Raw genomic sequence first — 26,563 nt, forward strand, 5'->3', positions numbered from 1 at the left:
AACATCACCCGCAGCCGCCTCGGACGCCTCACTCGCCAAGGCTTCCTCACCCAACCCGAACGAGGCCGCTACCAGAAACGGACTTAACGTCCACTGAGGACCTTGTCGACGATCTGCTCGGCCGAGCCGTCCCGAAGTTCGGCCGGGGGATGAAAGATCAGGTCGCTGACCCGGGGATGCGGCACGTTGGCTTCAAGAAGCCGCAGGTAGCCAGAACTACACGGTCCCCACCGGCATCGACCTGACCCGCTACAAGAGCGCCGTCATCTGGTGCAAGCGCTTCTCCGTCGGCTTCGGAGCCGCCGACCTCGCCGCCGTGGCGAACTGAGCCCTGCGGGCCCGGATGAAAGCTTCGGGCCATGTTCCCATTCGTGGTGTAGCCGATCAATCGGCGGGCGCGTTGGTGGTGTTGGGTAGCGCTGGGGGCGCTTTCGGGGAGCTTGGTGGGGTAGAGCTGGCCCATGCTGCCCTCAGGCAGGTAGCGGCGGGGGAAGGCGATCCACTCGTCGCGGAGCTCGAAGAGCACGGCGGTGACCAGCCGCAGCAGTGCGTCGTCGTTCGGCAACACCTGGACGTCGGTGCGGCGCTTGACCTCGCGGTTGATCCGCTCCAGAGGGTTCGTCGATTGGATCTTCTTCCATTGTCGGGCGGGTCCTCGCCTGATCCTCATGCGAGACTCACGGTCATGACTCGGCATCACCACGTGGCGGCCGGGCCAAACGCAGCACAGGAACAGCACGTCCTGCCGTCCGTGGCCGCCGTCCCGTCCTCCTATGATGTCCTCGTCATGATCGTATGGAAGGTGCTCGGCTCGTTCCGGGTCGAGGTCGACGGCCGCCCGGTCGACACCGGTGGTCGGCTCGCCCGCATGGTGCTCGTCCAACTGCTGCTCGCCCGTGGAGCCGTCGTGCCCACGGAGCGGATCATCGAGCGGCTGTGGCCGACCCATGCCCCGTCGAGTGCGCAGGGATCGCTCCACGCCTACATCGCGCGTCTGCGGCGCGTCCTCGAACCGAACCGGGCACCGCGCACGCCCGCGCGACTGCTGGTCAGCGCGCCCTACGGCTATGCCCTCGCCGTCGAGCAGGACGCGGTGGACGCCTGGGCGTTCGAGAGCCGGGTGGCGGCGTGTTCGGAGGCAGGGTTGCCCGCCCGGGTCGCCGCCGAGGGCCTGGCCGAGGCACTCGCCTCCTGGGGTGGGCAGCCGTACGCGGAGTTCTCCGACGAGCCGTGGACGGCCGGTGAACGCGCTCGGCTGGAGGAGGTGCACCGCACCGCCCGCGAACGGCTGGCCGCGGCTCGGCTGGGCTGCGGTCAGGTCGCCCAGGCCCTCGACGACGCGGGCACGCTGACCCGGGAGCAGCCGTTGCACGAGGAGGGCTGGCGTCTGCTGGCCCTGGCCCTGTGGGCCCGGGACCGCCAGGGGGAGGCCCTGGCCGCCCTGCGCCGGGCCCGCCGCGTCCTCGGCGAGGAACTCGGCATCGAGCCCGGACCCGCGCTGCTGGAACTGGAACAGGCCCTGCTGCACCAGCGCCTGGACGTGCTCCACCGGGCGACCGGGGCGCCCGCCACGGGTCCGACGACCGAAGCGCCCGCCACGGCTCGGACGCCCGGAGCACCCGCCAAGGCGACGCGCTGTGAGATGGTGACGGTCGACCGCCGGACGCCCACGGTGCTCACGCCCGGTCGGCTCCTGGGCCGTGACGAGGAGCTGTCCCGGCTCGCCGCCGCGGCGGACCGGTCCCGGGGCGGCCTGGCCCAGGTGGTCCTGGTCACCGGCGAGGCCGGCATCGGCAAGTCGAGCCTCCTGGAGGCCGCCGTCCGCCAACTGCCGCACCAGGGCTGGCTGGTCGGCACCGGGAACTGCCCGGAGACCGACGGCGCCCCGCCCGGCCGGGCCTGGTTCGACATGCTGCCGACCCTGGCACAGGCCTCGCCACCCGGCCCGTACGCCGATGAGCTCGCCCCGCTGCTGGCGCCGGGCACCACGAGCGACGCCGAGCACCCGGACGGCAGCCCCGCCCGGCGCTTCCGCCTGCACCGGGCGCTGCTGGGCTGGCTCCGTGAGACGGCCGAGCGGCGGCCCTTGGCGATCGTGCTGGACGACCTGCACCGGGGCGACCAGGAGAGCATCGAGCTGTTCCTGCTCTGCGCCGAGCAGTTGCGCGACGTCCCGCTGCTCCTGGTGGGCTCGTACCGCACCGGCGAGGGGGACCTGACCGGGGCGCTGGCCCGCCTGGCCGCCTGCTCGCCCGTCCGGCTGGCGATCGGCGGACTGTCGGACGCCCAGGCGAAGGAGCTGCTGCGGCGCGGTGCGGCCGGCATGAGCGAGCACGCCGCGGCGGCGCTGGCCGAACGGGCCGGGGGCAACCCCTTCTATCTGCACGAGAGTTCGCTGCTGATGGCCGGTGAGGGCGAGCAGCAGGCGCTGGCCCGCGTGCCGCAGGGGGTCCAGGACGTCCTGCGGCGGCGGCTGGCCCTGCTCGCGCCGACCGTCACGGCCGGGTTGCGGCTGGCGGCCGTGGCCGGACGCGAGGCCGCGGTGGCCCTCCTGGTCCACGCCGCCGACTGCGATGCCGAGCAGCTCCTCGACGCCCTGGACGCGGGTGTCACCGCCGGGCTGCTCACCGAGCCCCGTCCGGGCACGGTCCGCTTCACCCACGCCCTCGTGCGGGACGCCCTGGAGGCCGACCTCACCCGGCTGCGCCTGGCCCGGATGCATTCCCGTCTGGGCCGGAGCCTGATCGCGCTCGGCTCGGACGACGTCGCCGCCACGGCCCACCACCTCCTGCAGGCGGCTGCCGTGGTGACCGCCGATGCCGGGCCCGCAGTCCACCATGCCCGGCTGGCGTGCGAGCAGGCGGTGCGCCGCTACGCCCCCCGCAACGCCGAGGCCCTGCTGACATCCGCCCTCGGCCTCCTCGCCGAACATCCGGCCGCCTTCGCCGACCAGGACGCCGCCCTGTTGCGGGTGTCGCTGCTGGGACAACTGGTGGACTGCCGGATCCGGATGGGGGCCGTGGTACCGGCCCGCGAGGCACAGCAGCAGGCCGTCCGGGTGGCCCGTGCCGAGGGCCGGGACGACCTGCTGACCGCCGCCTACACGACGTGGACCGAACCGACGCCCTGGCGCGTGCGCGCGTACGCGAGCTTCGACACCGAGGCCGTCGAGGAGCTCAGGACGCTGTTGGAGAGCCCGGCCGCATCCGACCGGCAGCGGTGCCTGCTCCTCGACCAGCTGGCCGACGCGCTCGACGACATCGACCCCAGCGCCGTGGCCGTCTCCCGCGAGGCCGTGGAACTCGCCCGCAGGGTGGGCGAGCCCCGGCTGCGGGGCCTGACGCTCACCTCGCTGCTGCGCCGGGTCGACGGCGAACTCGAACCCGCCGCCTACGCGGAGCTCCACCGGGAACTGGCCGATGTGGCCGCCTCCCAGGACAGCCCCGAGTACGCCTGGATGACGTCCTACATCGCCGCCCGGATCGCCGCCGCCCGCAATGACCCGGCCGAGATGGAGCGGTGCCTGGTCCAGGCCGACGGGATCGCCCGCGCCTACGAGTTGCAGGGCGCGTTCGCGGTGGCGAGGCTGCGCGATCCCATGGTCGCCATGGCCCGGGGTCGTTTCGAGGAGGCCGAGCAGGCGTTGGGGGCGGGGGTGGCGGAGCTGCGCGCCCGGGGAGCGGTGGACCTCGACGGGCTGGCGGCGCTGGCCGTCGGGTGCATCAGGCTGCAGCAGGGCCGGCTGGCCGAGGTGCTGCCGATGCTGCTCGCGGTGTGGGAGCAGTACCAGCCGGTCAACGAGTCCCTCACCGCTCTCGCGCTGCTGGCCGCCGGCCGACCCGACGAGGCCCGGGAGGTGTTCGCCCGGCGCGCGCCGCTGCGGCGTGACTTCGCCTTCCTCATCCTGACCGGGCTGCGCGGCGCGGCCGCCATCGCCCTGGACGACCGGGCGGCGGCCGACGAGGTGTACCGGGACCTGCTCCCCCTGGAGGCCTCCCCGGGCGGGGCAAGCAGCCTCAGCATCGTCTTCCGGCCCGTCGCGCAGACCCTGGGCGACCTCACCCGGTTCCTGGACCGCCCCGACCGGGCCCGGTGCCACTACCTCGAAGCCGCGCGGGTGGCGGCCGCCTGGGACTCCCCGCTGTGGGCGGACGCCGCCCGGACGGCCCTGGACGGGCTGCCGGCGACACCCGCGTAGCGGCAACCGTCACGGTCCGGAACTGTTACGGTCCGGTCAGCTCGGCCATGAAGGCCGCGGCCCGGTCGAGGAACTCCTCCGGCGAATCGGTCGTCAGCTGCAGGTCCACCAGCACCTCGTCCCTCGCCGACCCGCACATCACCCTGAGGTGGTCGCAGAGCTGGCGCACCGTCCCACGCTGGTGGATCTCCGAGGGATCCGCCTCCACCGCGGTGACGTCGGGGTTCACCCGGAACACCCGGCGCAGACCCGCCGGGTCCCGCCCCGCCCGCTCGGCGGCCTCGACGGCGACCGCCCAGAGAGCGTCGAGGTAGGACACCGGCATCGAGGCCGCGAGCCAGCCGTCCGCCCGCCGGCCGACCCGCTCCAGGGCCGGCGGGGTGAAGCCGCCCAGCATGACCGGCGGCCTCGGGCCCTGGTGGGGCTTGGGGAGCACGGTCGACTCGGGGATCGTCCACAGCCGACCGGTGTGGACGACCGGATCACCGCACCACACGGCGTCCAGGACATCGAGGGTCTCCTCCAGCCGGGCGCCGCGGCCCTGCCAGGGCACCCCGGCGGCCTGGTACTCCTCACGCATCCAGCCCAGCCCGATGCCCACGTCCAGCCGCCCCCGGCTGATCAGGTCGAGGGTCGTCAGCGCCCGGGCGAGCACCAGGGGCGGCTGCCACAGGGCGTTGAGCGTGCTGCTGCCCAGCCGCACCCGCTCCGTGACCGAGGCCGCCAGGCCCAGGGCGAGCAGCGGGTCGAGGTGGGTGCCGTACCGGACGGGCATCGGCCCCCCGCCGGCGTAGCCGTCGGGGGGCGTGAGCGGCGACAGGAGCCGATCGCCCACCCAGAGGCTGTGGCAGCCCAGTGCTTCCAGCGCCGTACACATCGCGGCGCTGCGGTCGGGGTCGGCGAACGGGCCGAACTGGGGCACGGAGAATCCGATGCGCATCGGTGGGAGTTCCTCGGTCGGGACGGCGGGGGTAGAACGGGAGGGGGTGAGACGGGAGGGGGTGAGACGGAAGGGGGCGGGACGGGGACGGCCCATCAGGCGGCGGTGCGCCGGCCGCGGATCCGGTCGGTCTCGCGGCGGTACTGCCGCTGCCCGAAGAGCCGCCACAGCAGCCGGGCCGGCAGGGGCAGCCGGGCGAAGAACTCCCGGCGCTCCTCGGGCGAGCTGTCCTCCAGGATGGCGCCCAGGGCGATCATCAGCCGGTTCTTGGGCGTCTCGGCGAGGCCCCGCTCCCCCACCGCCTGCCACTGCTTCTCGTTCACGTGGAGCGCGACCAGCGGCATGACCTCCCGCTCCTCCTCGTCGAGATGGGCGCACAGCTGCCGGTGGTGCCGGTGCAGGGCCGCGACGAGCTCGTCACGGTCCTCGGTCAGGGCGCGGGACTCCCACCGCTCCACGAGCCCCCGGACCTCCTCGATCCCGGCGCTGAGCCCGTGGTGCTGCGCCTCCATCGCCAGGACCTGCTCGGCGTCGAGGTCCAGGTGGGGCAGCAGCACCGGCCAGAGCATCTCGTCCTCGCCGGTGTGGTGGGCGTGCAGGCCGACGGCGTACTGCCGCCAGTGCTCGGCGAGGATCCGGGAACGCTCGGTGTCGCCGGGGCGCACCTCCTGGACGAGTTCGGCCAGCAGGCGCGACTCGCGGCGGAACACCTGGTGGATCATCGCCATTTCGCGGGTGTAGTGGTGGAGGGTGGCATCGGAGGAGTTGCTCGAAGTCATGCCACCAGTCTTCGGAGCCCGGTTGCACCGCACTTGCACCTGACTTGCCGCGATGCGCCCGTCTCAGGCCGGTGGCAGGGCCCGGGCGAGGTCCTCGGCCTCGCGCAACTGCTCGAGCCCAGCCGCCGGAGGTCCCGGAGCAGCAGGGCGGCGTCGGTGACGGCCCCGCCCGGCGCCAGGGCGTCCGCCGTCAGCGGGAGGCCGAGGACCGCGGCGAGGTCCGCCGCGGGCAGGGCCAGGACGGTGGCGAGGTCGGCGACCAGCTCCGGGGTCAACTCGGCCTCGCCGGAGGCGATCCGACCGTAGACGGTGGCCATCCGGGAACGGCCGGTCAGCAGCTGGACGACCTTCGCCGTGCCGTTCCAGCCGAGGTTGCGGGTGGCGACCATCCGCATCAGCAGGTTCCCCGGCGTGCGCCGGTCCGGCCGGGCGGCGGGCAGGCCCTCGATCCGCCCGCGGTGCCGTGCGGACGGCAACTCGGCGACGCCGGCTCGGAGTTCGGCCCGGGACGCGGGCGGCAGCGCGAGGACGAGCCGCACCAGACCGGTGATCGAGGTGGTGGCCATGCCACCGGCCGGGGCAAGGTCCTCCGGCAGCGGGAGGGCGGCGAACTCGAAGAGGTCGGCGGCGTCCAGGCCGAGGGCGGGCGCGAGCCGGCGCAGCAGCGCGGGTTCGGGCACGGCGCCGGCGAGGACCGCGGCCACCTCGGGCTCGGCGGCCCCCGCCCGCCGGGCCAGCTCGGCGGGCGCCAGGCCCCGGTGGTCCAGCAGACGGGCCAGCAGGACGGCGAAGCCGGGGAGCTCGATCACGGCCGCCAGCATAGACGCCCCGTTGGTACAGGGGGTCACTCGGCAGCGCCCCCGCCCTCCGCCCCGTCCGGGGGCAGCACCAGGGCGGGGTCGACGCCGAGCACCCGCGCCAGGTCGGCCAGGATGCGCCGGGCGTCGAAGGTGCCGGTCCGCGTGGCGAACGTGGCGATCTCGGCGGCGAGGTGATCCGCCAGGCCGGGGAGCAGCTCGATCGCGTTCGCGGTGTTCTCGGCGTCGTCGTCGCGGGTGAAGGGCGGGTGGAAGGGCACCGTGTTTTTGAAATCCTCGCGCAGCATCGTCTGGTACGCGTCCTCGTCGAAGGTCCAGTCACGGAACCGGAAGCGGTCCTCGGTGAGCTTGGCGACCGAGGAGAGCAGGTCGTCGAGGCGGGTGGCTTCGGCTACCGCACGGCCGGACGGGGTGCGCACGTGCAGGTCCTGGTAACCGCTCCACTTGGTTGCCGCCAGGCCGAGGCGGGCGTTCGGCGTGCGGGTGAAGCCGGCCTCGACGGACGGCCCCAGGCGGGTGCCGCCGACCCACGTGCCGCCGTCGGCGAGCAGACCGGTGACGGCCTGCGCGACGTCTCGCTCCGACCGCCAGTCCAGCAGCCAGGAGTCCTTGTCCATCACCACGTCGAACCGCTCGCCGGGGTGGGCTTTGAGGTACTCGTCGTACGTCAGCGCGTGGTAGTCGACGGTGAGCACCGGCCCGCCCGGGCCCTCAACGGTGATCGTGGCCACCACGCCCTCGACCTTCTCGACCGTGGCGACCGTGTGGCCCGGCCCGGCGTAGGAACCCAGCGAGCGCTCCAGCGCTTCGACGACCTCCTCCAGGTGGGCCGCGCGAGTCTTCGCGTTCAGGCCCTCCGGATCGACCCCGACCAGGGTCATCTCGGTGGCACGGGTGGTGAAGAGCGGGTGCTCGATGTCGGCGTTGGCGCCGAGGTAGAGCAGCGAGCGCCCTTGCGGCCCGCCGCCCGCCGCGGTCAGCCGGTTGAGGGCGAGCGTGGTCTCGTACTTGGGCGTCAGCTTGAGCCCGACGGCCCAGCGGCCGAGCGCCCGCTCGTCGGCCCAGGAGGGGTGCACGCCGACGGCGGTGGCGGCGTGCTCGGGCGCCGAAGGCCCGGCAGCCCGGCGCTCCGGCCGCGAACCCGGCCCAGCCGGCCGCTCCGGCGGACAGCCGGCCTCAGGCGTCGGCCCAGCCCGCGGCACCGGGACCGGCCGCGGCACAGCCCGCGCCGCCGCCACCGGCGCCCGCCCCGGCCCCGAGCGGCCGGATGGTCGCCGGCTACGAGTCCGACCGGTGCGTCGAGGTGTCGGCGCGCCGCCGTGGACGGCTCCCCGCTGCGGTTGTGGGACTGCACCGGCGGCACTGCGCAGACCTGGGACTTCCGGCCGGACGGCACCGTCCGCGCGATGGGGATGTGCCTGGACGTCGCCGACGCCTCGTCCGACGACGGCACGGTGATCCAGCTGGCGCGCTGCAACGGCGGCTGGGCCCAGCAGTTCGGCCTCAACCCCGCGCACGACCTGGTCAACACCCACCTGGGCAAGTGCGTCGACGCCCGGGACCACGGCTCCGGGAACGGCACGGGGCTCCAATTGTGGGAGTGCACGGGCACATCGAACCAGAAGTGGTACCTGCGCTGACCGTCCGTCCGGGCCGCCCCACCGGGCGGCGGGGCGGCCCGGACCCTTCGGGGTGCACCCGGCGGTCCGGGCCAGGGGCGCGCCCGACCGGCTCAGAACACGCCCGACCGGATCGCGTGCACCACGGCGTGGGTCCGGTTGCGGAAGCCGAACCGGGTCATCATGCCGCTGACGATGTTCTTGATGGTCCGTTCGGAGTAGCTCAGCTCCCGGGCGATGTCGGCCGTGTCGAGGCCGTCGGCCAACAGCCGCAGTACGGCGACCTCTCGGGTCTCCATCCCGGCCGTGGTCAGGCCGCGCGGGCCCAGCACGTCGCGCTGGACCGAGCGGAAGCCGTCCACCAGCCAGCCCTGGACGGCCGGGGGCAGATCGGTGCCGCCGACGGCCACCCGGCGGACCGCCTCCAGCACCTTGTCGAAGTCGCACTGCTGGCGCCAGAGCACGCTGCGCAGGCCGAGCTCCACCGCGCGCAGCACCTGGTGCTCGCGGATGCTCTCGGTGACCAGGACGACGCCGAGGCCGGGGTTGTCGGACCGGGCCGCGAACTCCTCCAGCCGGGTCATGGTCTCCTCGGTGACCCCGGTGGTGAGCAGCAGCGCGACGTCCGCGAGCGGGAACTCGTCGTCCTGGAGCAGCCGAAGGCCAGGGTGGCGGCGCAGCCCGAGGCTCGTCCCCTCGCCGGTGATCGGGTCGCTCGCGAGCACCGCGACGGCGGTCGTCCGGATCACGCCGACGCCCCTCGGGGCGCTCGGGCCGCGGCGGGTGGGGGCCTGGACCGCGACCGGCTCGGGGGCGGTCGGGGTCCTCGGGGTCGTGATGGGGTTCATGGGGTTCGGACTCACCTGTCCTCGATGGTTCGGAGGTCGATGACGCTAGGCGGGCCCTCTTGGCGGGGACTTGCAAGTGGATTGCGGGGCGCGCCGCGCACCGCCCGGGGGTGGGGACACCCGGACGCTGCGCGGCGCGGTGCACCGGTGACGGGGGCTCACCGGCGGTCCTCAGGTCCGGCCGTGGCGGCGGGTCACCAGCGGTAGTAGCCCGCCGACCAGGCGTTCCCGGTGGTCGAGACGCCCGTACCGGTCGCGTCGTCGAAGGAGAAGGAACCGATGACGGCGCCGTTGGCCTGGTGGAGGACGACGATGTCCTTGCTCCAGCCGCTGACGCCGATCGTGGCGCAGGTGCCCGGGTCCACGATCCTGGTGGCGAAGTGCCGGTCGGGGAACTCCGCGTAGGAGGAGTAGTAGCCGTCGGAGCAGAGGGTGAACTGCCCCGGCGTCGCGGCCTGGGCCGTACCGGCCGGGGCGAGGGCGGTCGCGAGGGCGGCGGCGCCCAGGGCGGCGGCAGTGGCGAGGCGGCGCGGGATCGTTCCGCTCGGGCTCATCGAGGTCTCCCGGAGGGGTCGTCGGATCATCTGACTCCGTGAGGTAACCGCGCGCCGGCCAGTCCCGTCACCGGCCCGGGGCACGCGGTGTCCCTCGGGCCACCGGTCGCTGCCCCGGGGACCCTCGACGGCCCGCGCGCCGCCGCCCGGTCACCCGGCCGGGGCGCCCGCGGCCGCATCTGGCTGGTCTTCGCCGGGTGGTGGCTGGCGGTCGGGCACCTGCTCACCAGCATCCCGCTGTTCCTGTCGATCATCGGGATCCCCTTCGGCTGGGCCAACCTCAAGATGATCCCGATCTCCCTCACGCCGCTGGGCCGCGAGATCGTCTCCACCGACAAGGAATGGGGCACCTACTACTGAGGTTTTCAGGGCAGGGTCGGTGAGGCGAGTGACAGGCCGGTGCCCGTCAGGCATCCCTCGATGAGGGTGGACCGGAGCTGGATATGTCGTAGCCCGCGGCGGAGGGTGTGGGTGAGGTGGTCGGCGTCGGTGAAGGCGGTGTTCGCCATAGGGCCGCGTCGCAGAAGCGACCAGAGGCCTTCGACCGGGTTGAGGTCCGGTGCGTAGGAGGGCAGTTGGAAGACAGTGAGCCAGTCGTGCTCGGCGGTGTACCGCTTCATGCCGGCGGTCAGGTGTTGTTGAGGTTGTCCCAGACCAGGACGATCGGACCGCCGAGCTGGATGTGCGCGCACGACGAGGTCACGGTAGTCGGTCCAGGCGAAGCTCTTGCGGGCTCCTTTGAGCGGATGATGGAAACGGGGCCGGTAGATCATCCGGCCCTTCTCACCCGGCTTGTAGCAGCACAAGGCGGCCACCGAGATCCGGGGCGGGAGCGTCCCCGGGCACGGACGACGGGCGTGCATCCGCGCCGGCCCCAGGTGCGGGCGCGCGGCGGCGTCATCGCGAACCCGGCCTCGTCCTCGAAGACGATCCAGGCCCCGAGCGCCGCCGCGGTGCTTTTACCCCAAGACCGGGAAGTTGAGGTCCGTCGGCGCTGGTCACGCCGAGTGCCCGTTTGTTGACGAGGCAACGGAGCTCCTGTCACAACTGTGAGTGTCGAAGTCGCAGTTGGGGAGCTCCGTTGCCGGTTCAGTCTGTCATGCGTGGAACCGATCCGGGTCGCTCGGGGGTGTTCGGTCCGGGGCATCTGGGTGAGCTGACCGGGTGGGTTCCGGGTGTCTTGGTGGACGAGGTTCTGGCGGCGACCGGACGGGCGGAGAAGCGGGTGCGGTTGCTTCCCGCGCGGGTGGTGGTCTACTTCGTGCTGGCCATGGCGTTGTTCATGGACTGCGGATACGGCGGTGTGTGGGCGTCGCTGGTGGCCGGGCTTCCACGGTCCGGCCTGGTGGATCCATCGTCGGCGGCATTGCGTCACGCCCGTCGGCGTTTGGGGGCCGCGCCGCTGGCGTTGCTGTTCGACCGGCTGCGCGGGCCGGTTGCCCCTGCCGGAACGGTGGGTGCGTTCTGGCGGGGACTGCGGGTGGTGGCCTGGGACGGCACATCGCTGGAGGTCGCCGGCAGTGAGGCGAACGTGGCGCGCTTCGGCCTGCACGGCAGCGGGTGCAGTCGCCCGGTCGGCTATCCGCAGGTGCGGTTGACCGCGCTGGTCGAGTGCGGAACCCGGGCCTTGATCGCGGTGGTGTTCGGGCCGCGTGACCAGCAGGAACGGGTCCAGGCACACGCGCTGTTGCCCGCGCTGGAACGGGGGATGCTGTTGCTGGCCGACCGTGGCTACGACGGCTTCGAGTTGATTCGCGATGCCGCTGCCACCGGTGCGGACCTGCTGTGGAGGATACACAGGCGTCGCAACCTCCCCGCTCTGCACGTGCTCGCGGACGGTTCCCATCTGTCGGTGATCACCGATACCCGGTCGATGGCGCGCTTGACCGCGTGGCTGCACAGGGCTGGCCGTGCGCGGCGGCCTCGGAGGTCGTTGGCTTGCTGCCGTCGGCAGGGGTCAGGCTGTAGGAGACCGTGATGGAACCCTCGTGAACGGCGTCCAGGACGCCCTCCCACGGGATGGTGTAGTCGACCGTGGTGGTGTCAACAGTGATGCTCACGACGCCTTGGACCGTCGTGACCGGGGTTCGCCCGAGGAAGTCGCTGCAGACCGTCACGTCGAAGGTGAGTTTGTTTCCTGCCTTGAAGGGGATCTGGTCCACCCTGACGAGGACACCGTTCCAGGGCTTCTGCCAGCAGGTGATCCCGCCAGGAGGCTCCTCATAGGGAAATTCCGGGATGTCGAGCTCGACCGACACACGGGCTCCTGGTCGTTGAAGGGCTGAGGCGGCATCTTGGACTCCCGCCCCCGGGATCATGGAGCAAACGCCGGTTCGACGACAGCCAGTTTCGTGTACCTGGGCATCTCGTCCCGAGGTAGCGCCGACCGTGGTCGAGGCGGTTTCAGAGCGGTTCCCGAGATCTCGTCCTGCCCTTCCGGTGAAGGTCTCCCAGCGCCCGAACGTTGCTTCAGCCGCCCCTGACCTGTTGACCAGGCATGGAACTCCGTGGGGGGCAGGGCCGCCGGTTGCGGCTGGGAGTGCCGGCCGAGGTGTTCACGCCGGAGCTTGGTGCCCGGCCGGCCGCTCGCGGCCGCGGCGGCCGGCGCCGGGGACGTGCGGACGTGGTGCGAGCAGCAGGCGGAATTGCTGCTCGCCCGCGGTCTCGGCCACCTGCGGCAGGCAGGACCGGTGGAGGCGGACGAGCTGGCCGGGTTCGCCGGGACCGTGACGACCGGCTGGGGCGCTGCCGTCGTGCCTCCCCAGCCGGCCGGGGACTGAGCTACGGCCGCAGGACGAGCTTCCCGGCGGCGTGACCGCTCGCGCTCAGCTCCTGCGCCTTCGCGGCGTCCTCCAGCGGAAGGCTCTGCGCGATGCGCACCGTGAGCTTGCCGTCGGCTGCGAGGCGGGCGTACTCGCCGAGGCGGGAACCGAACGGGGCGGGGCCGGAGAAGGTGACGCCCTGCTCGGCGGCCTTCGGATCGGCGATGGTGATGATCCGGTCGGTGCCGTTGAGCAGGTCGATCGACACCTCCAGGTCGCCCGCCCCCGCGGCGTCGTACACGGCGTCGATGCCCTGCGGTGCGGCCTCGCGGACCCGGTCGGCGAGGCCGGTTCCGTAGGCGACCGGGATCGCGCCCAGCGAGCGCAGGTAGTCGTGGTTGCCGGGGGAGGCGGTGCCGATGACCGTGGCGCCGCGGGCGACCGCGAGCTGAACACCGACGGCGCCGGCCACACCCGCAGCTCCGTGCAGCAGCAGCGTGTCGCCTTCCCCGACGCCGAGGGCGTCGAGCACGCGGACCGAGGTCTCGACGGCGACGGGCAGTGCCGCGGCGAGGTCCCAGTCGAGGTCCGCGGGCTTCGGGCCGAAGTCGACGGCCAGCGCGTACTCGGCGTACGCGCCGGTGACGGTCCAGCCCAGGACCTCGTCACCCACCGCGACGCCGGTCACGCCTTCGCCGACCTCGTCGACGACGCCGGCCGCCTCCACGCCGGGGATCACCGGGAACGGCGGCGCCATCTGCGGCCTCCACCCGTTGCGGATCTTGTAGTCGAGCGGGTTGACCGCTGCCGCCACGACCTTCAGCCGCACCTGTCCGGGTCCGGCGTGCGGCTCGTCGACTTCTGCGAGGCGGAGGACTTCCGGGCCGCCGAACTCGGTGTAGGTGATCGCCTTCATGTCCTGCTCCAGTGCTCGTCGCTCTAGGTGAAAGATCAACGTTCTAGGTGAAAGATCAACCTCGGCCTGGACCGGCGGGCGCGGTCCAGCCGGTGGATCGGATCCATTCGGCCAGGTCCAGGGTGGCCGGCTCGATCGCCCGCACCACCGCAAGATCCGACGGGTGTTCCGCCGCCTTCGCGAACTGGCGGAACATCGCCCTGTCGAGGTCGCTGGGAAGCACGCTCAACGGGAGGGCCTCGTAACGTGCCGGGAGCCCGGCGCGCGCGCCGAACGCCGCGGCGATCTGAGGGCCCGTCAGCTCGTCGCCGACGAGCTCGACGGCTCCGCCGGGCGCCTCCGCGGTGTCGAGCAGGAGCGCGGCGGCGACCCGGCCGACGTCCCTGACCGAGATCATCTTCAGGGCGACGTCCTCCGGCAGCGGCAGCCTCAGCACGACCTCTCCGTGCTCCAGGCTCGGTGCCATCTCCTCCATGAAGGGGGTCGGGCGAACCATCTCGGCCCGGAGGCCGGACTTCCTCAGGTGCTCCTCGATCGAGTGCTTCGAGTCATGGTGCGGCACACCCCGCTCCCGGTCCGCGCCGAAGACCGAGTTGAACACGACGTGCGGGACGCGTGCCGCGACCGCCGCGTCGACGAGCGCGGTGCCGATGCGGATCTCCGTCTCGACCTCTTCGAGGCTGTTCGCCTCCGGGGTCATGAAGTAGAACGCCTCGACCGCCGTCAGCGCGGCGGCCAACGACGCCGGGTCGTCGGTCCGGATGGCCGCCAGCTCGACGCCGCGGGCGGCCAGCGCCTGAGCCCGGTCGGATTGCGGGTTGCGGACCAGGGCCCGCACCGGGGCCTTGTGGTCCAGCAGCGCGTCGACCACCGCCCCGCCCTGTCGCCCCGTCGCGCCGAAGACTGCGATCGTGCCGGTCGTCTGTGTGCTCATCGCTGCCACCCTTCACTCAGGGCGTGAGCGAGGTGAGCACGAGTCCGGTGTTGACCTCGGCGGCGGGGGGAGGACGACGCGGGCGCGGCGTCCTCGAGCTTGATCTGTTGTGACATGTCTCCACGATGCGTCTGCGGCGCCAGGCGCACCACCGGTATCCCGCCAGGTTCTTCCGATAACCCGCCAGCGTCGGGTAGCCTCAATCGCGTGTCCGACCCCAGCGGCGAGCCGAGCTTCTGCACCGACGATGGGCCGTTGTCGGCGCCGCTGGCCCATGGCGCCGACGTGGCCGCGCACTTCCACGACTATGGCCAGCTCCGCTACGCCGCGCGTGGGGCCCTGGTCACAGCGACCCAGGTGGGCACCTGGGTGGCGCCGGCCAGTCGGATCATGTGGGTGCCGCCCTTCGCGGTGCACAGCAGCAAGGCGTACGGCGAGACGGACATCCGGGTGCTGTCGCTGCCCGTGACGCTGACCGGACAACTGCCGGCCGAGCCGTCGGTTTTCGTGGCGAGCGCATTGCTGCGCGAGGCCTACCTGGCGCTGATGAGCGAGGGCGAGCCGCTGGACAGCCCCCGTGCGCGGCTGCTGATCGACGTCGTACTCGCCGAGCTCGCCCGCGCCGCACAAGAGCCGCTACGCCTCCCGGAGCCGAGCGACCGGCGCCTCAAGGCGGTCACCGACCTGCTTCACGTGGACCCAGCAAGCCCGGCGACCCTGGCCGAGCTGGGCCACCGCACCGGCGCCAGCGAACGCACCCTGAGCCGACTGTTCGGCAGCGAGCTGTCGATGAGCTTCCACCAGTGGCGTACCCTGCTGCGCATCCAACGGGCGCTGATCGAGCTCAGCGACGGCGCCTCGGTCACCGACACGGCGATCCGGCTGGGCTGGTCGAACCCCAGCAGCTTCATCGACGCCTTCACCGTGCTGGTCGGTCAGACACCCGGAGCCTATCGCTCGTCGGCTCGGTCCTCCCGCCGCTCCCATGGGTGAGAGGTTGGCGGGGTAGTACTCCAGTGCGACTTCGTGATCTATCCGGTTGAGGGGCTGGCGAGTCGCCGCCGGTCGTGGCTGCGGCGGGCTGTTGCCTGGTGGTGTCTGCGCCGGTTTGTCCGTACCCCGTGATGAAAAAAGAAGTGCAGGATGCACATCCTGAATGACCCAGCTGGTCTTTCCGCCCGCGCCATAGGTCTGCTCGAACGAACCGGCCGACGCGATAGCCCCCAGGAACCCCGGCTCTCCACAGAGTTCCTGCGGCTCCGGGACGGCCTTGGCCAGCTGATTCCCACACCGACCATGCTTGTCATCCGCCGGGAGGGATTCGAGCAGAGGTACGGCGGGCTCCACTACCAGGTGCGAAGCAGCTACACCGTCCAAGGCGAACGCTACGACAGGCTCCGCGACTGGCACTACGACCTGGGCCAGGGCGTCTCGGCTGGCCCAGCCCACGGGTGGTACTTCGATTGGTTCGGAGAACGTGTCTCCTCCCCAGTGCGCTACCTGGTGCACACGGACGGACGAGTCGGCGTGGACGATGGCAGCGGCACGTTTCTCGAAATCGCCCCTGCCCTCCCGGCACTCATTGAATCCCACGCCCTCACCGACATGGTCTCGACCTGGGACCGCACCACTACCGAGGTCGACAGCCGAGCACTCGCTGAGCGACTCGACGGCCTCACCGACGTCCCCGAAGCCTCAGGCCGCACCATCCGGTGGCGGCTGTCCGACAACGTCGCAGTCCAGGAGTTCAGAAACTGGAGCAGCGAAGAACCGCGCCGTTGGCGTGCGTTCATCTGGAGCCGAGGCCACGCTGGTCGGCGCCAAGTGGAAGAAGCCGCTGCCCAAGCAGCGGTGATGCAGCAGACGACAACGGGCATCGGATGAGGACCCCCCTTGACAAAGCTGATTCCACAGAAAGGCCGGGAAGTCCTTCGGCAGCGCGCGCCACTTGCATCCCGTGTCTAAGCTTGACTCTGTCGGGGATCTTGGATGATGGGGTTCAAGTGCCGAGGGTTCGCCAGGACTTCGGCCGGAGGATGTCGTTCTGATCGAGGTAGGTCTGGAAGGCGGTCGGTGGTCTCGGTGGCGGGGTTTCTTCGGTGACTGGTCGGTCGCTGAGTCGTTCGATGTTGACGGCGATGGCTGTGAGGACGTGTTGCAGGTGGGCTTTCGGCTGGCCTCGGTAGCGGCAGTGGCGCATGCCGTGTCCGTGGGCGAACTCGTTGATGGTGCCCTCGATACCGGAGCAGACCGCGTAGCGGGCTTTCCACTCGGGTGTCTGCTGTTCGGCGCGGACGTGGACCTGCAGGTCGCGGAGTTCTCGCGGGGGGAAGCCCACGTTCCGGGCGTCGCTGGAGCTCGTGCAACGGGGGCGGTCGGGACACGGTTGGCACTGGCTCTTGGTGAACCGTGCCACGATCAGGGGTGCCGCGGTGGGCGAGGAGGTCGGGTAGGGGCCGTGCCAGCCGGCGCTGACCTGGCCGTTCGGGCAGGTGACCTGCTGGCGGTCGAAGTCGATGTGGAAGTCGTCCCGGTCGAAGCCCTCCCTTCTGCGGTGCTGGCGGGTGGGGTTGCCCGGTAGCGGCCCGCTGATGGTGACCTGGTGCTCGCGGGCGGCTCGTTCGAGGTGGACCAGGGAGATGTAGCCGCCGTCGACCAGGTGCTCGGAGGGCAGCAGTTCACGGCGTGCCAGGCGGGTGTGGATGCCGGGCAGGGCTTGGCCGTCGTTGGTGGCGGCCGAGGTGGTGGCCACGTCCGTGATCACGTTGACGCTGTCGGGGGCACACGTCTCGGTGACGTGCGCGGCGAATCCCTTCCAGCTGATGATGTGCCCGTGGCGGACGTAGCGTGCCGTGGTGTCGTAAGGGGAGACGATCGCCGAGGCGGAGGGCGGCAGGCCGCCGTCGTCGGCGGTCCGCCAGCGCAGACGGCCCGCCGAGTCACGGTAGTAGTTCTGCACCATGATCTGGCGCAGGGCGTCTGCCTGTGGGCCGGGCCGGTAGCCGGGTGCGTGCCGGTGGAGGTGTTCCAACAGGCGGCAGGCGTCCTCGCCTGCGGCGAGGATCCTGGTCTTGGGCCGGGTGGGGTTCTTGCCCAGGCGGACCGGGCGGCCGTAGCGGCGCCCCCAGTCCTCGTCGACCAGGCCGGTCAGCAGGTGCGAAGCGGTGCGGGCCGTTTCTTCCAGCGCCGCGCGGACGGCCTCGGTGACCAGTTCCAGCCGGGTCAGGTCGCGCACCGCGGCCAGGACGTGGGTGGAGTCGGTGCGCTGGGTGGTGCGCTCGGTGACGAGTCCGGCCTCCTTCAGGCGTGCGAAGGCCAGGTCGAGGAGGCGGTCGGCGCGGTTGTCCTGGGTGAGGCGCTCGCGGAAGTCGGCCAGCACGCTGTGGTGGAAGCCGGGATCGTCCAACTCCATGGCCATCGCGTACTTGAAGTCGATACGGCAGCGCACCGCTTCGGCCGCTTGCCGGTCCGACAGACCGAGCAGGAACTGCAGCACGCTGACGGTGGCCAGCTGGGCAGGCGAGATGCCGGGACGTCCGTCGCGCGGGTACCAGCCCGCGAAGTCCTCGTCGCGCCACAGCCCGTCCAGCCGGTCTCTGACCCACATCGCCGTCGTGCCGCTCGGGTTGCTCGCCCGCGCGATCTGCGCGGTCAGAGAAGGGACTTGCTCACCGGAGCGGGGACGGAGCGACAACTGACACCTCGACAACTGCACGGTCTTCGATCAGCTCCGAGCATGCCCGCTTGCCAGACGGGCACACCGGGAAGCTCCAAGATCCCCGACAGAGTCAAGCTGAGACCCAGGACGAAACGCCCAGTGAGATCACCCGATCACAGACTCCTGCCAGTACTGGTCCCTTGGCGCTCTGCTCAGTGCGGCGCGCGTCGGAGAAGGACGGACCCAGCCGCGCCGTCCCCCTCCAACGGGGTTGTGATCAGTCGATGAGGCTGGTGACGTCGGTGTTGGAACCGCAGAGCACGACGCAGACCTTCTCGCCGGGGGCGGGCCGGTAGCTGTGGGTCGGCCCGGTGGGGCGGGTGGGCAGATCGCGGTCCGGGCGGTGCCGGTCGGGGCTGGTGAGGGCGGCAAGGGCGGTGGCGGCGGCGTGTTCGACGGCGACCCCGCGGTGGTCCCACAGGGCCTGGCGGGCCTTGACGATCTCGGCGTCCGGCACCAGGACGGAGTGCACGCCGTCCTGCTGGGCGGCGTGCAGGGCCGTGGCCGAGGCGCGGCGGGCGCCGAGGGAGTCCGCCGCGACGGAGTCGACGGTCACGTCCACCGGGTGTCCGGCGGACAGGGCGGCGTTCAGCGCGCGGCAGTTCTCCGGCTCGACGGCGACGACGCGGATGCCGTGGTGGCGGGCGGAGGCGGCGATGCCGGCGAAGAGGCCTCCGCCGCCGACGGCGATCACGACGGTGTCCAGGTCGGGGATCTGCTGGTGGATCTCTTCGAGCAGGGTTCCGGCGCCGGCGGCGATGAGCGGGTGGTCGTAGGCGTGGGAGGCGAGTGCGCCGGTGGCGGCGGCGAACTCCTCGCATGCGGCGAGGGCTTCGGCGTACTCGGTGCCCACGAGGCGGACGTCGGCCCCGTAGGCGCGGAGCTTGTCGACCTTGACGGTCGGCGCGGTGGTGGGCAGGAAGACGGTGGCGAGCACGTCGTGCTGCTGGGCGGCCCAGGCGCAGGCGAGTCCGGCGTTGCCGCCGGAGGCGATGGTGATGCCGGTGTCGGGGAGGGTTCCGGTTTCTGCGTGGGCGAGGAGGAAGTTCTGGGCGCCGCGGGCCTTGAAGCTGCCGGTGTGCTGCATGAACTCCAGGCCCAGCCAGACCTGGCACTCGGTGGCGGGCCGCTCGTCCAAGGGGTCGCGGTGGGCGGTGCGGATGGCGCCCTGGTCGACCTGGGCGAGAGCGACGGGGCGCACGCGCCCGGTGATCCGGTGGGCGGCTTCCTTGATGTCGCCGTACTCGATGTGGTGCACGGTGCTGCTCCTGTGGGGGTGGTCACGACCAGGCGACGAGCTGGCCGTTGGTGGTCAGGCCGAGGAAGAACGCGAAGGCGATGCGGCGCCCGGTGTTCGGCCGGACGGCGTGGAAGTTGGCGGGGTTGAACAAGAGGGCGTCGCCGCACTGCGGGGTGAGGCTGACGTGCTGGGCGTGCTCGACGGCCTCGGGCCGGTAGCCGTAGGCGTGGCGGTGGTGTTCGTCGGCGGGCTCCCACCGGTGGCGCCACACTGTGGTCTCGCCTCCGCTCTGCGGGGCGGCGACCCAGACGTTGAAGGCGAGCTGGGCGACCACCTGCTGGTCGAACAGGCCTGCCGGGAACTCGCGGCTGATGTCGTCGTAGTGGATCAGCGCGCCGGCGTTGATCTCGCGCAGGGTACCGCCGAAGAGCGGGCGGCCTGCGATCGTGGCCGGTGCGACCGCTGCTCCCCAGGCGGTGCCGAGCCGGCCGAGGGCTATGGCGATCGGGTCGGGTCGCAGGGCGGCGTGCTGCCAGGCCTGGCGGGCGGTGTCGGCGGCCGACCAGTAGCGGTCGGCGTCGAGGGTGGCGTCGGGCCGGCGGTAGTCGTTGAGGGCGGGTCCGAAGCGGACGATGGGGGTGGGGACCCGGGTGGGGTCGTAGTCCGCGGTGGGCAGCCGGTCGAGCGTGGCCATGGCGGCCTGGCAGTCGTCGGAGGTGAGGAAGCGGGGGATGCGGACGGCTGCGCGGGTGCCGGCGATGAGGGTGGCGAGGTGTCGTTCGGTGAAACGGTCGCTGTCGGTGGCGACGAAAAGGGGGTCGAGCGCCGTCGCGGTCATGGTCATCCTCCGTGAGGTTGTATGAGCCTGGCGTAGCGATACGAGGTATCGTACGGTGTATCGCATGCCTGGACAATCTGCTTCTCTTGATCGCGCGACTCCTGAACGGATCGCGAGAACCGCACTTCTGATCGTGGATCGGGACGGGCCCAGCGCCCTGACGTTCCGGACGCTGGCCGCCGAGCTGACGATCTCGGTCGGGTCGCTGCAGCGCCGCTGCACCAACCTCGCCGGGCTGCTCGACATGGTCACCGACCACCTGGCCGCCGAGCTGCCGGAGATCGAACCCGGCACCGCGTGGGCGCAGGCCACCGAGCGCCGTTTCCGCGCCCTGTACGGGGTGCTGACGGACCATCCGGGACTGGTGGCGCTGCGCGGGTCCCGGCCGTGGATGAGCCCTCATCTGCTCAAGCGCCTGGTCGAGCCGCAGTTCGCCGACTCGCTGGCCGCCGGGATGAGCCCCGAGGAATCGATCGCCGTCTACCGGCGGCTGTACCTGCTCACTCTCGGGGCCGCCTCGTTCGTGGACCACCACGAGCCGAGGGCCGCGCAGTTGCTCACCCGGCAGGCCTTGGCGGCGCTGGACCCGCAGGCGTTCCCGGCGCTGACCGGGCACCTGGAGACCGTGGTGGCCGCGGTGGTCGACCACGAGGTCTACTTCGACGCCCTGCGTCAGCTCGTGCGCTGCGCCGACCCGGCGTCCCGGGCCGCCGGGGAGCGGTAGCCCGCGGTGGAAGGTGCGCTGGCGGCGTACCGCGGCCTGGTGCCGTGGTCCGAGCTGATCCACGGCCGTCCGGCGATCCTGTATCCGCGTCGGGCCTGTGCCGGGGTCGGAACCGGTGACGGCTGGTCTTCCCGGTGCCCGGCGGACGGAGTCGGGCCGCACCCGGGCTGGTCGGCTGTCCTGGACGGTGAGCGGCTGGCCGTCACCGGCCCGGCCGGGGCCTGGTACGTCGGGCCGGTGGCCGTCGTCCGCGGGGACTGGCGCCGCGCTGCGTGTGAGCGGCGTGCGGTGGGGCCGGCTCGCTCCTGTACGCCCTCTACCGCCCGGTGTGGGTGTGCGTGAGGATGGGCGGCCGACCGTTGCACACGATCGAAGGGGATGCCGCGATGGGTGAGCACGAGAAGCCGGCGCCGGACCCGAAGGACGGGACGCCTCCGCCCGGCAACGCGGATGGGCAGGTTCCGCCGGAGCCGCCGTCCGACGGGAAGCACCGCAAGTCGTGAGCTCTGACGAGGATCTGGCCGGGCGCCGAACGCGCCTGGACGCGGAGATGGAGCGGCACGGAGCCTGGCCGACGGACTCGCCGTGGCTGCGGGAGGCCTTCGCCGCGCTGCCCCGGGACCGGTTCGCGCCGGACCGCTTGTGGCGGTGGAACGGCCGGGCCTACGTGCCCCTCGACCGTACGGTGGATCCGGGCGGCTGGGCCGACGAGCTGTACTCCGGGATCCACTCCGCTGCCGTGACCCAGCTCAACGGCGGCCGGCCGTCCTCGTCGCTGTCCGCGCCGTCCGTGGTGGCGGACATGCTGGACAGCCTCCGGGTCGCGCCGGGGCACCGGGTGTGGGACATCGGCACCGGCCAGGGCTGGACGGCAGCGCTCTCCTCCTGGCGGGCTGGGCCCGGCCTGGTGGTGACCACCGAGGTGGACGAGAACCTGGCCGCCTTCGCCCGCGCCCGGCTCGCCGCGGCCGGGCTCGACACGGTGGCCGCCGTGGCCAACGGCACCGCCGCCGGGCCGCCCGGCGGCGGCTCGGTCGACCGGATCCACGCCACCTACGCCGTCGAGACCGTCCCCCGGTCCTGGGTGGAAGCCGTCCGGCCGGGCGGGCGGATCGTCTACCCCTGGGGCCGGCTCGGGCACGTCGCTCTCACCGTCGCCGACGACGGCCGCAGCGCCCGGGGATGGGTGCAGGGCCTGGCCCAGTTCATGGGCGACCGGCACGGCCCCCCGCAGGCCGACACCGGCAGCACGGCCTACGCCGCGGTGCGCGGCAGCGCCGAACCCGAGGCCCGACGCGAGGTGGAACGCGACATGGCCCCGCTGGACAACTGGGACCTGCGGTTCGCGCTGCGGGTGGCCGTCCCCGATGCGGTGCTGCTCACCGGCCGGGACGACGACGGCCTCAACGCCTGGCTCCACGACGGGGACCGGTCATGGGCCACGGTCGTCGCGCGGGACACCGGCAGGCCGTCGCTGCTGCTCCAGGGCGGGCCGCGCCGGATCGGTGACGAGGTGCTCGCCGCCTGGACGCAGTGGGAGGAGCTGGGCCGGCCGAGCCGCTACGACTACGGCGTCACCGTCACCCCGGACTCCCAGTGGGCGTGGCAGGGCGACCCGGAGAGCGGTCCGCGGTGGCCGGTCGGACGGCTGCACCAGACCACGTCCTGATCCCGCACAGACCCGGTCCCGTGATGTCGACCGTTGGACCGGGCATCCCCGGATCGAGGGATCGAGCGGACCTTCGACCGGAACACCAGCAGCCTCCGCGTCAACAAGGCTTGACCCTGCGGGTACTCATCTGGCCGTGACTGAGCGGCAGTTGGTGCTGCCGCCCCGACCCTTGGGCCATGAAGCAGCACATCGTGAGTCTGGTCCTCGGCGCCGTCCTGCTCGGCATCGTCGCGTTCGGCGCCGGATGGTTGGCCGCCGATTCCCGGCAGACTGCTCCGGCGCCGACCTACGTCACCGTCATGCCGGAGCCGGCCGCCACGGGCACGGTCTCTCCGCCGGCCTCCGCCGGCGGGGCCCGGTAGGGCTACTGGCGTACGGCCCAGAAGCGGTCGGCCATGTTGTCGTACGCGACGCTCGCGGACAACGACTCGGCCGGCTCCTTCCACAGCATCTGCCACTGCCCGTTGCCCGGGTCGTTGTCCACGATCCCTCCAGGCCGCGGGCGGCGTTGACCCAACTGCTACACCTGGTCGCGGAAGCCGTAGTCCTCAAAGTGAACCGCCTTGTCCTCGTGGTAGAGGCTGAACTGCAGGCGGCGGCCGCCCCCCTCCGCATGTCCATGGCGGTCTTCAAGGGGTACAGCTACAAGGATGTTCTGTCCAAGGCCCACTGGGAGGCCTCGCACCAACTGTGAACCAGCCTGCCGGGGCATCAGTGAGGCCCCGGCACCGTTGGTGCCGGCGCGCGCGACAACGCGGATCACATCAAGGTGAAGGGATTGCACAGTGACTGGTCTACTCCGGGACGGAGCTCCGGCCGCCTCCTGCGTCGTCGGAATCATCGCTCTCGTCATCTCTATCCGGCTCAACCGTAAGCAGCGCCAGGGCACACCGAGGTGGCCTGGCACTGACGACTCGGCCGGGGCCAGTCCGCCGCCCGTCGTCCGCCGCACCTGCACCGCCGGGCACGGGGCCTGGTGCTCACAGAGGGTCGCAGCCCCGTGATCACCAGGCCCCTTGCCTCTTCTTGTCCCGGCGCGCCCCGGCGCCTGTCGGCACCTGGCCGGGGGTCAGGAGCCCGGTACGGGCTGTTCCGGGGCGAGGGAGTTGCCGGCCGGGATGTGACCGCAGCCGGAGGGGGCGGGGCGGCCGGCGAAGCCCTGGACGTACTCGTCGATCTGCAGCCCGCTGCTCCAACTCGTCTCCAGGGCGAAGGTGGTGAAGCCCTTCTCCTCGACGAGGTAGCGGAACAGCCGCTGCTTCATCGCGAAGAACTCGTGCGAGCCGTGGGTGGCCTCGCCGAGACCGACCACCCTGGCGTCGCCGATCATCGAGCCCAGCGCGCACAGGTCGGCGCTGCCGCCGCCGGGTTCCGTCGTCCGCAGCGGCCTGGCGACGCTCTCCAACGCGCTCACCACGGCGGAGCGCTGCGCCGTCGCCGCGCCCCGGTGCCGGTGGCGCCCGGGGACACCGGCGCGGCGACCGCCGCCACCGGGGCCAGCACCGCCGCGGCGACCACCGCCGCCAGTGGTCCACGCCGTGCGATCCGCTTGTCGTCCGCCATCGTTTCGCCCACCGCAACTCGACGGAACGCCGATGACCTCGGCGTTCGATGAGTTGATCTTCATGGTGGCGGGGCCCGCCGCGCACTGGGGAGCACCGCCGTTGTCACCGGGGGATATCCCCCGCCCGGATCCACCGGCGCTCCCTGGGGGCGTGGCGGCCGGTCCGCCGCCGGCGAGGGGGCACGGCCCGTCGCGTCGGTCATGCTCCCGCGAGGATGTCGGCGAAGACGATCACGGCCGCGCTCTCGCCGTACTTCGTCGACTTCTCCTGCCGGAAGTCGCCGTTGCGCACGAGGATCTTGCTGATGTGGATCTTGGTGCCGATGGGGAAGGTCATCTCCTCCTCGGACTGGTTGTTCCTGCCGAGCGCCCTCCCCCGGTGGCCCTCGGGAAGGCCGAACTCCCAGACGATCTCCTTGCCCGCCACGTACGTGTGGGTCAACGGATCGCCGTACGTCGTCGACAGGATCGCCGGCCACTCGATCGTCTGGTCCACCGCGACGTAACCGCCGTCCGGGTGGCTCTCCTGCTGCTTGAGGATGCCGCCGAACGACTCGTACATGTGCTTGCTGTCGCCGCGCACCACGTTGCCGTCCGCGTTCGCGGGGGGCGTCGAGAAGTCGTCCCACACGCCGTTGATCCGGGCGAAGATGTCGAAGGTGTCCGCGAGGTGCTTCTCGTCCCACGCCGCCGTGGTCTGCTCGTCCGCGTAGCCGCGCGCCATGGCGACACTGCGCCACGTGTCGAGCACGTCGCTCTCCCGCGACTTGTAGGAGAAGCCGGGGGCGGCGATCTCGCCGGGGGTGAAGCCGACCTGCCCGAGGGCCGCGAGGAGCGGGTTGATCCGGCGGTAGTCGGCGCTGAGGTAGTTCTCGCCGAGGTCGAGGTCCTTCTGCTTCTGCTTGGCCGCGAGGACCTCCGGGTCCAACTCCAGGGCGCGGGCCGCCTCGTACTCCGCGCGGGACGCCGCCTGGCCCTCGACCGTCCCCCACGACTTGTCCTTGAGGGACGCCCGGGGCTTCTTGCCGTCCGTGCCCTCGGAGATCAGGTAGGACCCGAAGCTGAAGCGGAGGATCGTCTGCCCCACGACGTCGCCCTCGTCCGTGTGCCTGACGACCGGGGTCCCCGGCGCGAGGCCCACCGCGAGGGTGCGCTGCACGGGCGCCTGCGCCGCGCCGGCCGTCCCGGTCCCGGGGCCGGCCGCACGCTGCACGTCGGAGGAGGCCTGCGGGGCCGGGCGGCTCATCACCGCGCGGGCGTTGGCCTCGGCCTCGCGCTCGAAGCGGTCGCCGGGGTCCGAGACCGACAGCCCGTTGCCGTGGTCGGTACCGCTGACCGGCCCCCGGCGTTGCTGGATGACATGGGTGAGCTCGTGGGCGAGGGTGTGCGCGTCTCCCCCTCCCTCGCCGATGACGACGTGGTTGCCGGAGGTGTAGGCACGCGCGCCGACCTCGGCGGCGGAGGCCCTGGCGGCGCCGCCGGTGTGGATGCGCACGTCGGAGAAGTCGGCGCCGAGACGGGACTCCATGTCCGTCCGGGTGGCCCGGTCCAGGGGCCTGCCGGGTCCGCGCAGGACGTCGTGGACGGCGGAGCGCTGGACGACGGGGGCCACGGCACGCCGGACGGCGGGGCCCTCGAAGCCCTCGTGTCCGCAGCCGCCCCCGTGCCGGTGCGCCTCCTCCTCCGGGCCGCGGGCCGCCCGGCGGAGCATCTGGACGACCGCCGCGTTGCCCACCGAGCCCTGGAGGGCGAGCAGTTCGGGCCGCGGGCTCCCGGCGTCGACGGGCGCGCGCCTCGCCGCCCGACCGGCCTTGGCCCCCGTCGCTTCCTCGCTCTCCCGCCCGCGCATCGAGCTCCGCCTCTCCTGGATCGTCGACAGCCTCCCACTGAACCCGACCGCCACGGCACGGCGGAAGGTACTCCGGGGCAGATCTCGGGCACCCGCCGAGGGCCTCCCGCAGCACTTCCGTACAGACGGCACGCGCATGGCGCTCGTACGCGCGCCAGGGATCCGGAGCCGACCTCGGCGCCGGACCGCGACAAGGTGGTCCGCGGGGGGGCAAGCACCGGATGCGGTCGACGACCGTGAACCGGGACCGCGACGAGGGGCGCACTCCTGGGCGAGTCGAAGGCCGGCGGCCGGCCGGTCGGCGCTTCGAGCCGCCCCTGTGGTGAGAAGACGTCGCTCGAAAACCTGATGACCCGCAGCCCTGCCGTACGGCAGGATCGGACCCGCGGCCGAGAGGCCGCGAGCCCGTGGCTCAGGCAGCCGGAACACCATTCACCAGACGGTGCTCGCCCGTTCTCCTGACCCGTCCGGGCGCTACGGGTGTAGCTCAACTGGCCGGAGCAGCCGTCTCCAAAACGGCAGGCTGGGGGTTCAAGTCCCTCCACCCGTGCCGCGACTGCGGCTTCTGCAAGCCGTTCAGACCCACCGTG

General features: G+C 72.2%; 25 protein-coding genes, 1 tRNA gene and 3 pseudogenes. 13 read left to right on the forward strand and 16 right to left on the reverse strand.

Translation table 11 applies throughout. The annotated features are described in order from the left end of the window. Nucleotides 1-439: 439 nt before the first annotated feature. Nucleotides 440-652 (reverse strand): annotated as a pseudogene (locus ACZ7KX_RS37920) (transposase); the annotation flags it as partial. Nucleotides 653-787: 135 nt separating this feature from the next. Between ACZ7KX_RS37920 and ACZ7KX_RS37925 the strand changes: the two are divergent. Then, entirely contained in the window at nt 788-4,198 is a 3,411-nt protein-coding gene (locus tag ACZ7KX_RS37925) for an ATP-binding protein (RefSeq protein ID WP_470330491.1), read from the forward strand. 25 nt (nt 4,199-4,223) lie between these two features. On the opposite strand, the gene ACZ7KX_RS37930 is transcribed toward ACZ7KX_RS37925, so the two are convergent. From ACZ7KX_RS37930 to ACZ7KX_RS37945, 4 genes are all read right to left on the reverse strand, one after another. Further along, complete coding sequence (locus ACZ7KX_RS37930) at nt 4,224-5,138, reverse strand: TIGR03619 family F420-dependent LLM class oxidoreductase (RefSeq protein ID WP_470330492.1); 915 nt, start codon at nt 5,136-5,138, stop codon at nt 4,224-4,226. Between the two features lie 95 nt (nt 5,139-5,233). Then, nucleotides 5,234-5,917, reverse strand: a complete 684-nt coding sequence (locus ACZ7KX_RS37935) for a hemerythrin domain-containing protein (RefSeq protein WP_470330493.1) — start codon at nt 5,915-5,917, stop codon at nt 5,234-5,236. Then, a complete protein-coding gene (locus tag ACZ7KX_RS37940; RefSeq protein ID WP_470330494.1) occupies nt 5,914-6,726 on the reverse strand; it encodes a helix-turn-helix domain-containing protein in 813 nt (270 codons plus the stop codon). The genes ACZ7KX_RS37935 and ACZ7KX_RS37940 overlap by 4 nt, the downstream gene beginning before the upstream one ends. 35 nt (nt 6,727-6,761) lie before the next feature. Then, nucleotides 6,762-7,811, reverse strand: a complete 1,050-nt coding sequence (locus tag ACZ7KX_RS37945) for a hypothetical protein (protein WP_470330495.1) — start codon at nt 7,809-7,811, stop codon at nt 6,762-6,764. A gap of 243 nt (nt 7,812-8,054) precedes the next feature. On the opposite strand from ACZ7KX_RS37945, the gene ACZ7KX_RS37950 reads away from it, so the two are divergent. After that, entirely contained in the window at nt 8,055-8,375 is a 321-nt protein-coding gene (locus tag ACZ7KX_RS37950) for a ricin-type beta-trefoil lectin domain protein (protein WP_470330496.1), read from the forward strand. 92 nt (nt 8,376-8,467) lie between these two features. Here the strand turns inward: ACZ7KX_RS37950 and ACZ7KX_RS37955 are convergent, their stop codons facing one another. Together ACZ7KX_RS37955 and ACZ7KX_RS37960 are read right to left on the reverse strand one after the other, a co-directional pair. Continuing rightward, nucleotides 8,468-9,202, reverse strand: a complete 735-nt coding sequence (locus ACZ7KX_RS37955; RefSeq protein ID WP_470330497.1) for a response regulator transcription factor — start codon at nt 9,200-9,202, stop codon at nt 8,468-8,470. Nucleotides 9,203-9,396: 194 nt separating this feature from the next. Beyond that, nucleotides 9,397-9,786 carry a hypothetical protein gene (locus ACZ7KX_RS37960; RefSeq protein ID WP_470330498.1) on the reverse strand — a complete coding sequence of 130 codons (390 nt, stop codon included), beginning with the start codon at nt 9,784-9,786 and terminating at the stop codon, nt 9,397-9,399. A gap of 147 nt (nt 9,787-9,933) precedes the next feature. Here ACZ7KX_RS37960 and ACZ7KX_RS37965 point away from each other — a divergent pair. Further along, nucleotides 9,934-10,116: pseudogene (locus ACZ7KX_RS37965) on the forward strand (YccF domain-containing protein); the annotation flags it as partial. 5 nt (nt 10,117-10,121) lie between these two features. Here ACZ7KX_RS37965 and ACZ7KX_RS37970 read toward each other — a convergent pair. Then, nucleotides 10,122-10,720 (reverse strand): annotated as a pseudogene (locus ACZ7KX_RS37970) (transposase); the annotation flags it as partial. Between the two features lie 135 nt (nt 10,721-10,855). Between ACZ7KX_RS37970 and ACZ7KX_RS37975 the strand changes: the two are divergent. The 3 genes from ACZ7KX_RS37975 (at nt 10,856) to ACZ7KX_RS37985 (ending at nt 12,536) form a co-directional block, all read left to right on the forward strand. After that, nucleotides 10,856-11,734: an IS4 family transposase gene (locus ACZ7KX_RS37975; RefSeq protein WP_470330499.1), complete on the forward strand. Its 879-nt coding sequence runs from the start codon at nt 10,856-10,858 to the stop codon at nt 11,732-11,734. A 10-nt stretch (nt 11,735-11,744) separates the two neighbouring features. After that, nucleotides 11,745-12,041, forward strand: a complete 297-nt coding sequence (locus ACZ7KX_RS37980; protein ID WP_470330500.1) for a hypothetical protein — start codon at nt 11,745-11,747, stop codon at nt 12,039-12,041. Between the two features lie 285 nt (nt 12,042-12,326). Continuing rightward, complete coding sequence (locus ACZ7KX_RS37985; protein ID WP_470330501.1) at nt 12,327-12,536, forward strand: hypothetical protein; 210 nt, start codon at nt 12,327-12,329, stop codon at nt 12,534-12,536. Nucleotide 12,537: 1 nt separating this feature from the next. On the opposite strand, the gene ACZ7KX_RS37990 is transcribed toward ACZ7KX_RS37985, so the two are convergent. Next, nucleotides 12,538-13,434: an NADP-dependent oxidoreductase gene (locus ACZ7KX_RS37990; RefSeq protein WP_470330502.1), complete on the reverse strand. Its 897-nt coding sequence runs from the start codon at nt 13,432-13,434 to the stop codon at nt 12,538-12,540. Nucleotides 13,435-13,489: 55 nt separating this feature from the next. Then, complete coding sequence (locus ACZ7KX_RS37995; protein ID WP_470330503.1) at nt 13,490-14,368, reverse strand: NmrA/HSCARG family protein; 879 nt, start codon at nt 14,366-14,368, stop codon at nt 13,490-13,492. A 207-nt stretch (nt 14,369-14,575) separates the two neighbouring features. Between ACZ7KX_RS37995 and ACZ7KX_RS38000 the strand changes: the two genes are divergently transcribed. Together ACZ7KX_RS38000 and ACZ7KX_RS38005 are read left to right on the forward strand one after the other, a co-directional pair. Beyond that, a complete protein-coding gene (locus ACZ7KX_RS38000; RefSeq protein WP_470330504.1) occupies nt 14,576-15,361 on the forward strand; it encodes an AraC family transcriptional regulator in 786 nt (261 codons plus the stop codon). 150 nt (nt 15,362-15,511) lie between these two features. After that, a complete protein-coding gene (locus tag ACZ7KX_RS38005) occupies nt 15,512-16,252 on the forward strand; it encodes a hypothetical protein (RefSeq protein ID WP_470330505.1) in 741 nt (246 codons plus the stop codon). Nucleotides 16,253-16,367: 115 nt separating this feature from the next. On the opposite strand, the gene ACZ7KX_RS38010 is transcribed toward ACZ7KX_RS38005, so the two are convergent. From ACZ7KX_RS38010 to ACZ7KX_RS38020, 3 genes are all read right to left on the reverse strand, one after another. Further along, nucleotides 16,368-18,062, reverse strand: a complete 1,695-nt coding sequence (locus ACZ7KX_RS38010; RefSeq protein ID WP_470330506.1) for an IS1182 family transposase — start codon at nt 18,060-18,062, stop codon at nt 16,368-16,370. 241 nt (nt 18,063-18,303) lie between these two features. After that, entirely contained in the window at nt 18,304-19,344 is a 1,041-nt protein-coding gene (locus ACZ7KX_RS38015; protein ID WP_470330507.1) for a threonine/serine dehydratase, read from the reverse strand. A 22-nt stretch (nt 19,345-19,366) separates the two neighbouring features. Continuing rightward, nucleotides 19,367-20,164 carry a 2OG-Fe(II)-dependent halogenase WelO5 family protein gene (locus ACZ7KX_RS38020; protein ID WP_470330508.1) on the reverse strand — a complete coding sequence of 266 codons (798 nt, stop codon included), beginning with the start codon at nt 20,162-20,164 and terminating at the stop codon, nt 19,367-19,369. A 133-nt stretch (nt 20,165-20,297) separates the two neighbouring features. Between ACZ7KX_RS38020 and ACZ7KX_RS38025 the strand changes: the two genes are divergently transcribed. The 4 genes from ACZ7KX_RS38025 (at nt 20,298) to ACZ7KX_RS38040 (ending at nt 23,254) form a co-directional block, all read left to right on the forward strand. Further along, on the forward strand, nt 20,298-20,888 hold the full coding sequence (locus ACZ7KX_RS38025) for a TetR/AcrR family transcriptional regulator C-terminal domain-containing protein (protein WP_470330509.1): 591 nt from the start codon (nt 20,298-20,300) through the stop codon (nt 20,886-20,888). 499 nt (nt 20,889-21,387) lie between these two features. Further along, entirely contained in the window at nt 21,388-22,557 is a 1,170-nt protein-coding gene (locus tag ACZ7KX_RS38030; RefSeq protein ID WP_470330510.1) for a methyltransferase domain-containing protein, read from the forward strand. 179 nt (nt 22,558-22,736) lie between these two features. Beyond that, nucleotides 22,737-22,922, forward strand: a complete 186-nt coding sequence (locus ACZ7KX_RS38035) for a hypothetical protein (RefSeq protein WP_470330511.1) — start codon at nt 22,737-22,739, stop codon at nt 22,920-22,922. 209 nt (nt 22,923-23,131) lie between these two features. Beyond that, a complete protein-coding gene (locus ACZ7KX_RS38040; RefSeq protein ID WP_470330512.1) occupies nt 23,132-23,254 on the forward strand; it encodes a hypothetical protein in 123 nt (40 codons plus the stop codon). A 375-nt stretch (nt 23,255-23,629) separates the two neighbouring features. On the opposite strand, the gene ACZ7KX_RS38045 is transcribed toward ACZ7KX_RS38040, so the two are convergent. From ACZ7KX_RS38045 to ACZ7KX_RS38055, 3 genes are all read right to left on the reverse strand, one after another. Beyond that, nucleotides 23,630-23,977, reverse strand: a complete 348-nt coding sequence (locus ACZ7KX_RS38045) for an erythromycin esterase family protein (protein ID WP_470330513.1) — start codon at nt 23,975-23,977, stop codon at nt 23,630-23,632. After that, nucleotides 23,971-24,123: a hypothetical protein gene (locus ACZ7KX_RS38050; protein WP_470330514.1), complete on the reverse strand. Its 153-nt coding sequence runs from the start codon at nt 24,121-24,123 to the stop codon at nt 23,971-23,973. The genes ACZ7KX_RS38045 and ACZ7KX_RS38050 overlap by 7 nt, the downstream gene beginning before the upstream one ends. Nucleotides 24,124-24,323: 200 nt before the next feature. Next, the gene (locus ACZ7KX_RS38055; RefSeq protein ID WP_470330515.1) at nt 24,324-25,973 is read right to left on the reverse strand and encodes an eCIS core domain-containing protein; all 1,650 of its coding nucleotides are present in this window, start codon (nt 25,971-25,973) and stop codon (nt 24,324-24,326) included. Between the two features lie 476 nt (nt 25,974-26,449). Between ACZ7KX_RS38055 and ACZ7KX_RS38060 the strand changes: the two genes are divergently transcribed. After that, a tRNA-Trp gene (locus ACZ7KX_RS38060) sits at nt 26,450-26,523 on the forward strand. The last annotated feature ends 40 nt before the right edge of the window (nt 26,524-26,563 follow it).

It is taken from the genome of Kitasatospora sp. NPDC038210, assembly GCF_055600605.1.

What these genes read in the sequence shown, in the direction of transcription:
- ACZ7KX_RS38035 (WP_470330511.1), top strand. Translation starts at nt 22,737, where the DNA reads ATGAAGCAGCACATCGTGAGTCTGGTCCTCGGCGCCGTCCTGCTCGGC.
- ACZ7KX_RS37990 (WP_470330502.1), bottom strand. Translation starts at nt 13,434, where the DNA reads ATGAAGGCGATCACCTACACCGAGTTCGGCGGCCCGGAAGTCCTCCGC.
- ACZ7KX_RS38020 (WP_470330508.1), bottom strand. Translation starts at nt 20,164, where the DNA reads ATGACCGCGACGGCGCTCGACCCCCTTTTCGTCGCCACCGACAGCGAC.
- ACZ7KX_RS38055 (WP_470330515.1), bottom strand. Translation starts at nt 25,973, where the DNA reads ATGCGCGGGCGGGAGAGCGAGGAAGCGACGGGGGCCAAGGCCGGTCGG.
- ACZ7KX_RS37955 (WP_470330497.1), bottom strand. Translation starts at nt 9,202, where the DNA reads ATGAACCCCATCACGACCCCGAGGACCCCGACCGCCCCCGAGCCGGTC.
- ACZ7KX_RS38005 (WP_470330505.1), top strand. Translation starts at nt 15,512, where the DNA reads ATGCACATCCTGAATGACCCAGCTGGTCTTTCCGCCCGCGCCATAGGT.
- ACZ7KX_RS37935 (WP_470330493.1), bottom strand. Translation starts at nt 5,917, where the DNA reads ATGACTTCGAGCAACTCCTCCGATGCCACCCTCCACCACTACACCCGC.
- ACZ7KX_RS38050 (WP_470330514.1), bottom strand. Translation starts at nt 24,123, where the DNA reads ATGGCGGACGACAAGCGGATCGCACGGCGTGGACCACTGGCGGCGGTG.
- ACZ7KX_RS37960 (WP_470330498.1), bottom strand. Translation starts at nt 9,786, where the DNA reads ATGATCCGACGACCCCTCCGGGAGACCTCGATGAGCCCGAGCGGAACG.
- ACZ7KX_RS37925 (WP_470330491.1), top strand. Translation starts at nt 788, where the DNA reads ATGATCGTATGGAAGGTGCTCGGCTCGTTCCGGGTCGAGGTCGACGGC.
- ACZ7KX_RS37975 (WP_470330499.1), top strand. Translation starts at nt 10,856, where the DNA reads ATGCGTGGAACCGATCCGGGTCGCTCGGGGGTGTTCGGTCCGGGGCAT.
- ACZ7KX_RS37995 (WP_470330503.1), bottom strand. Translation starts at nt 14,368, where the DNA reads ATGAGCACACAGACGACCGGCACGATCGCAGTCTTCGGCGCGACGGGG.
- ACZ7KX_RS37930 (WP_470330492.1), bottom strand. Translation starts at nt 5,138, where the DNA reads ATGCGCATCGGATTCTCCGTGCCCCAGTTCGGCCCGTTCGCCGACCCC.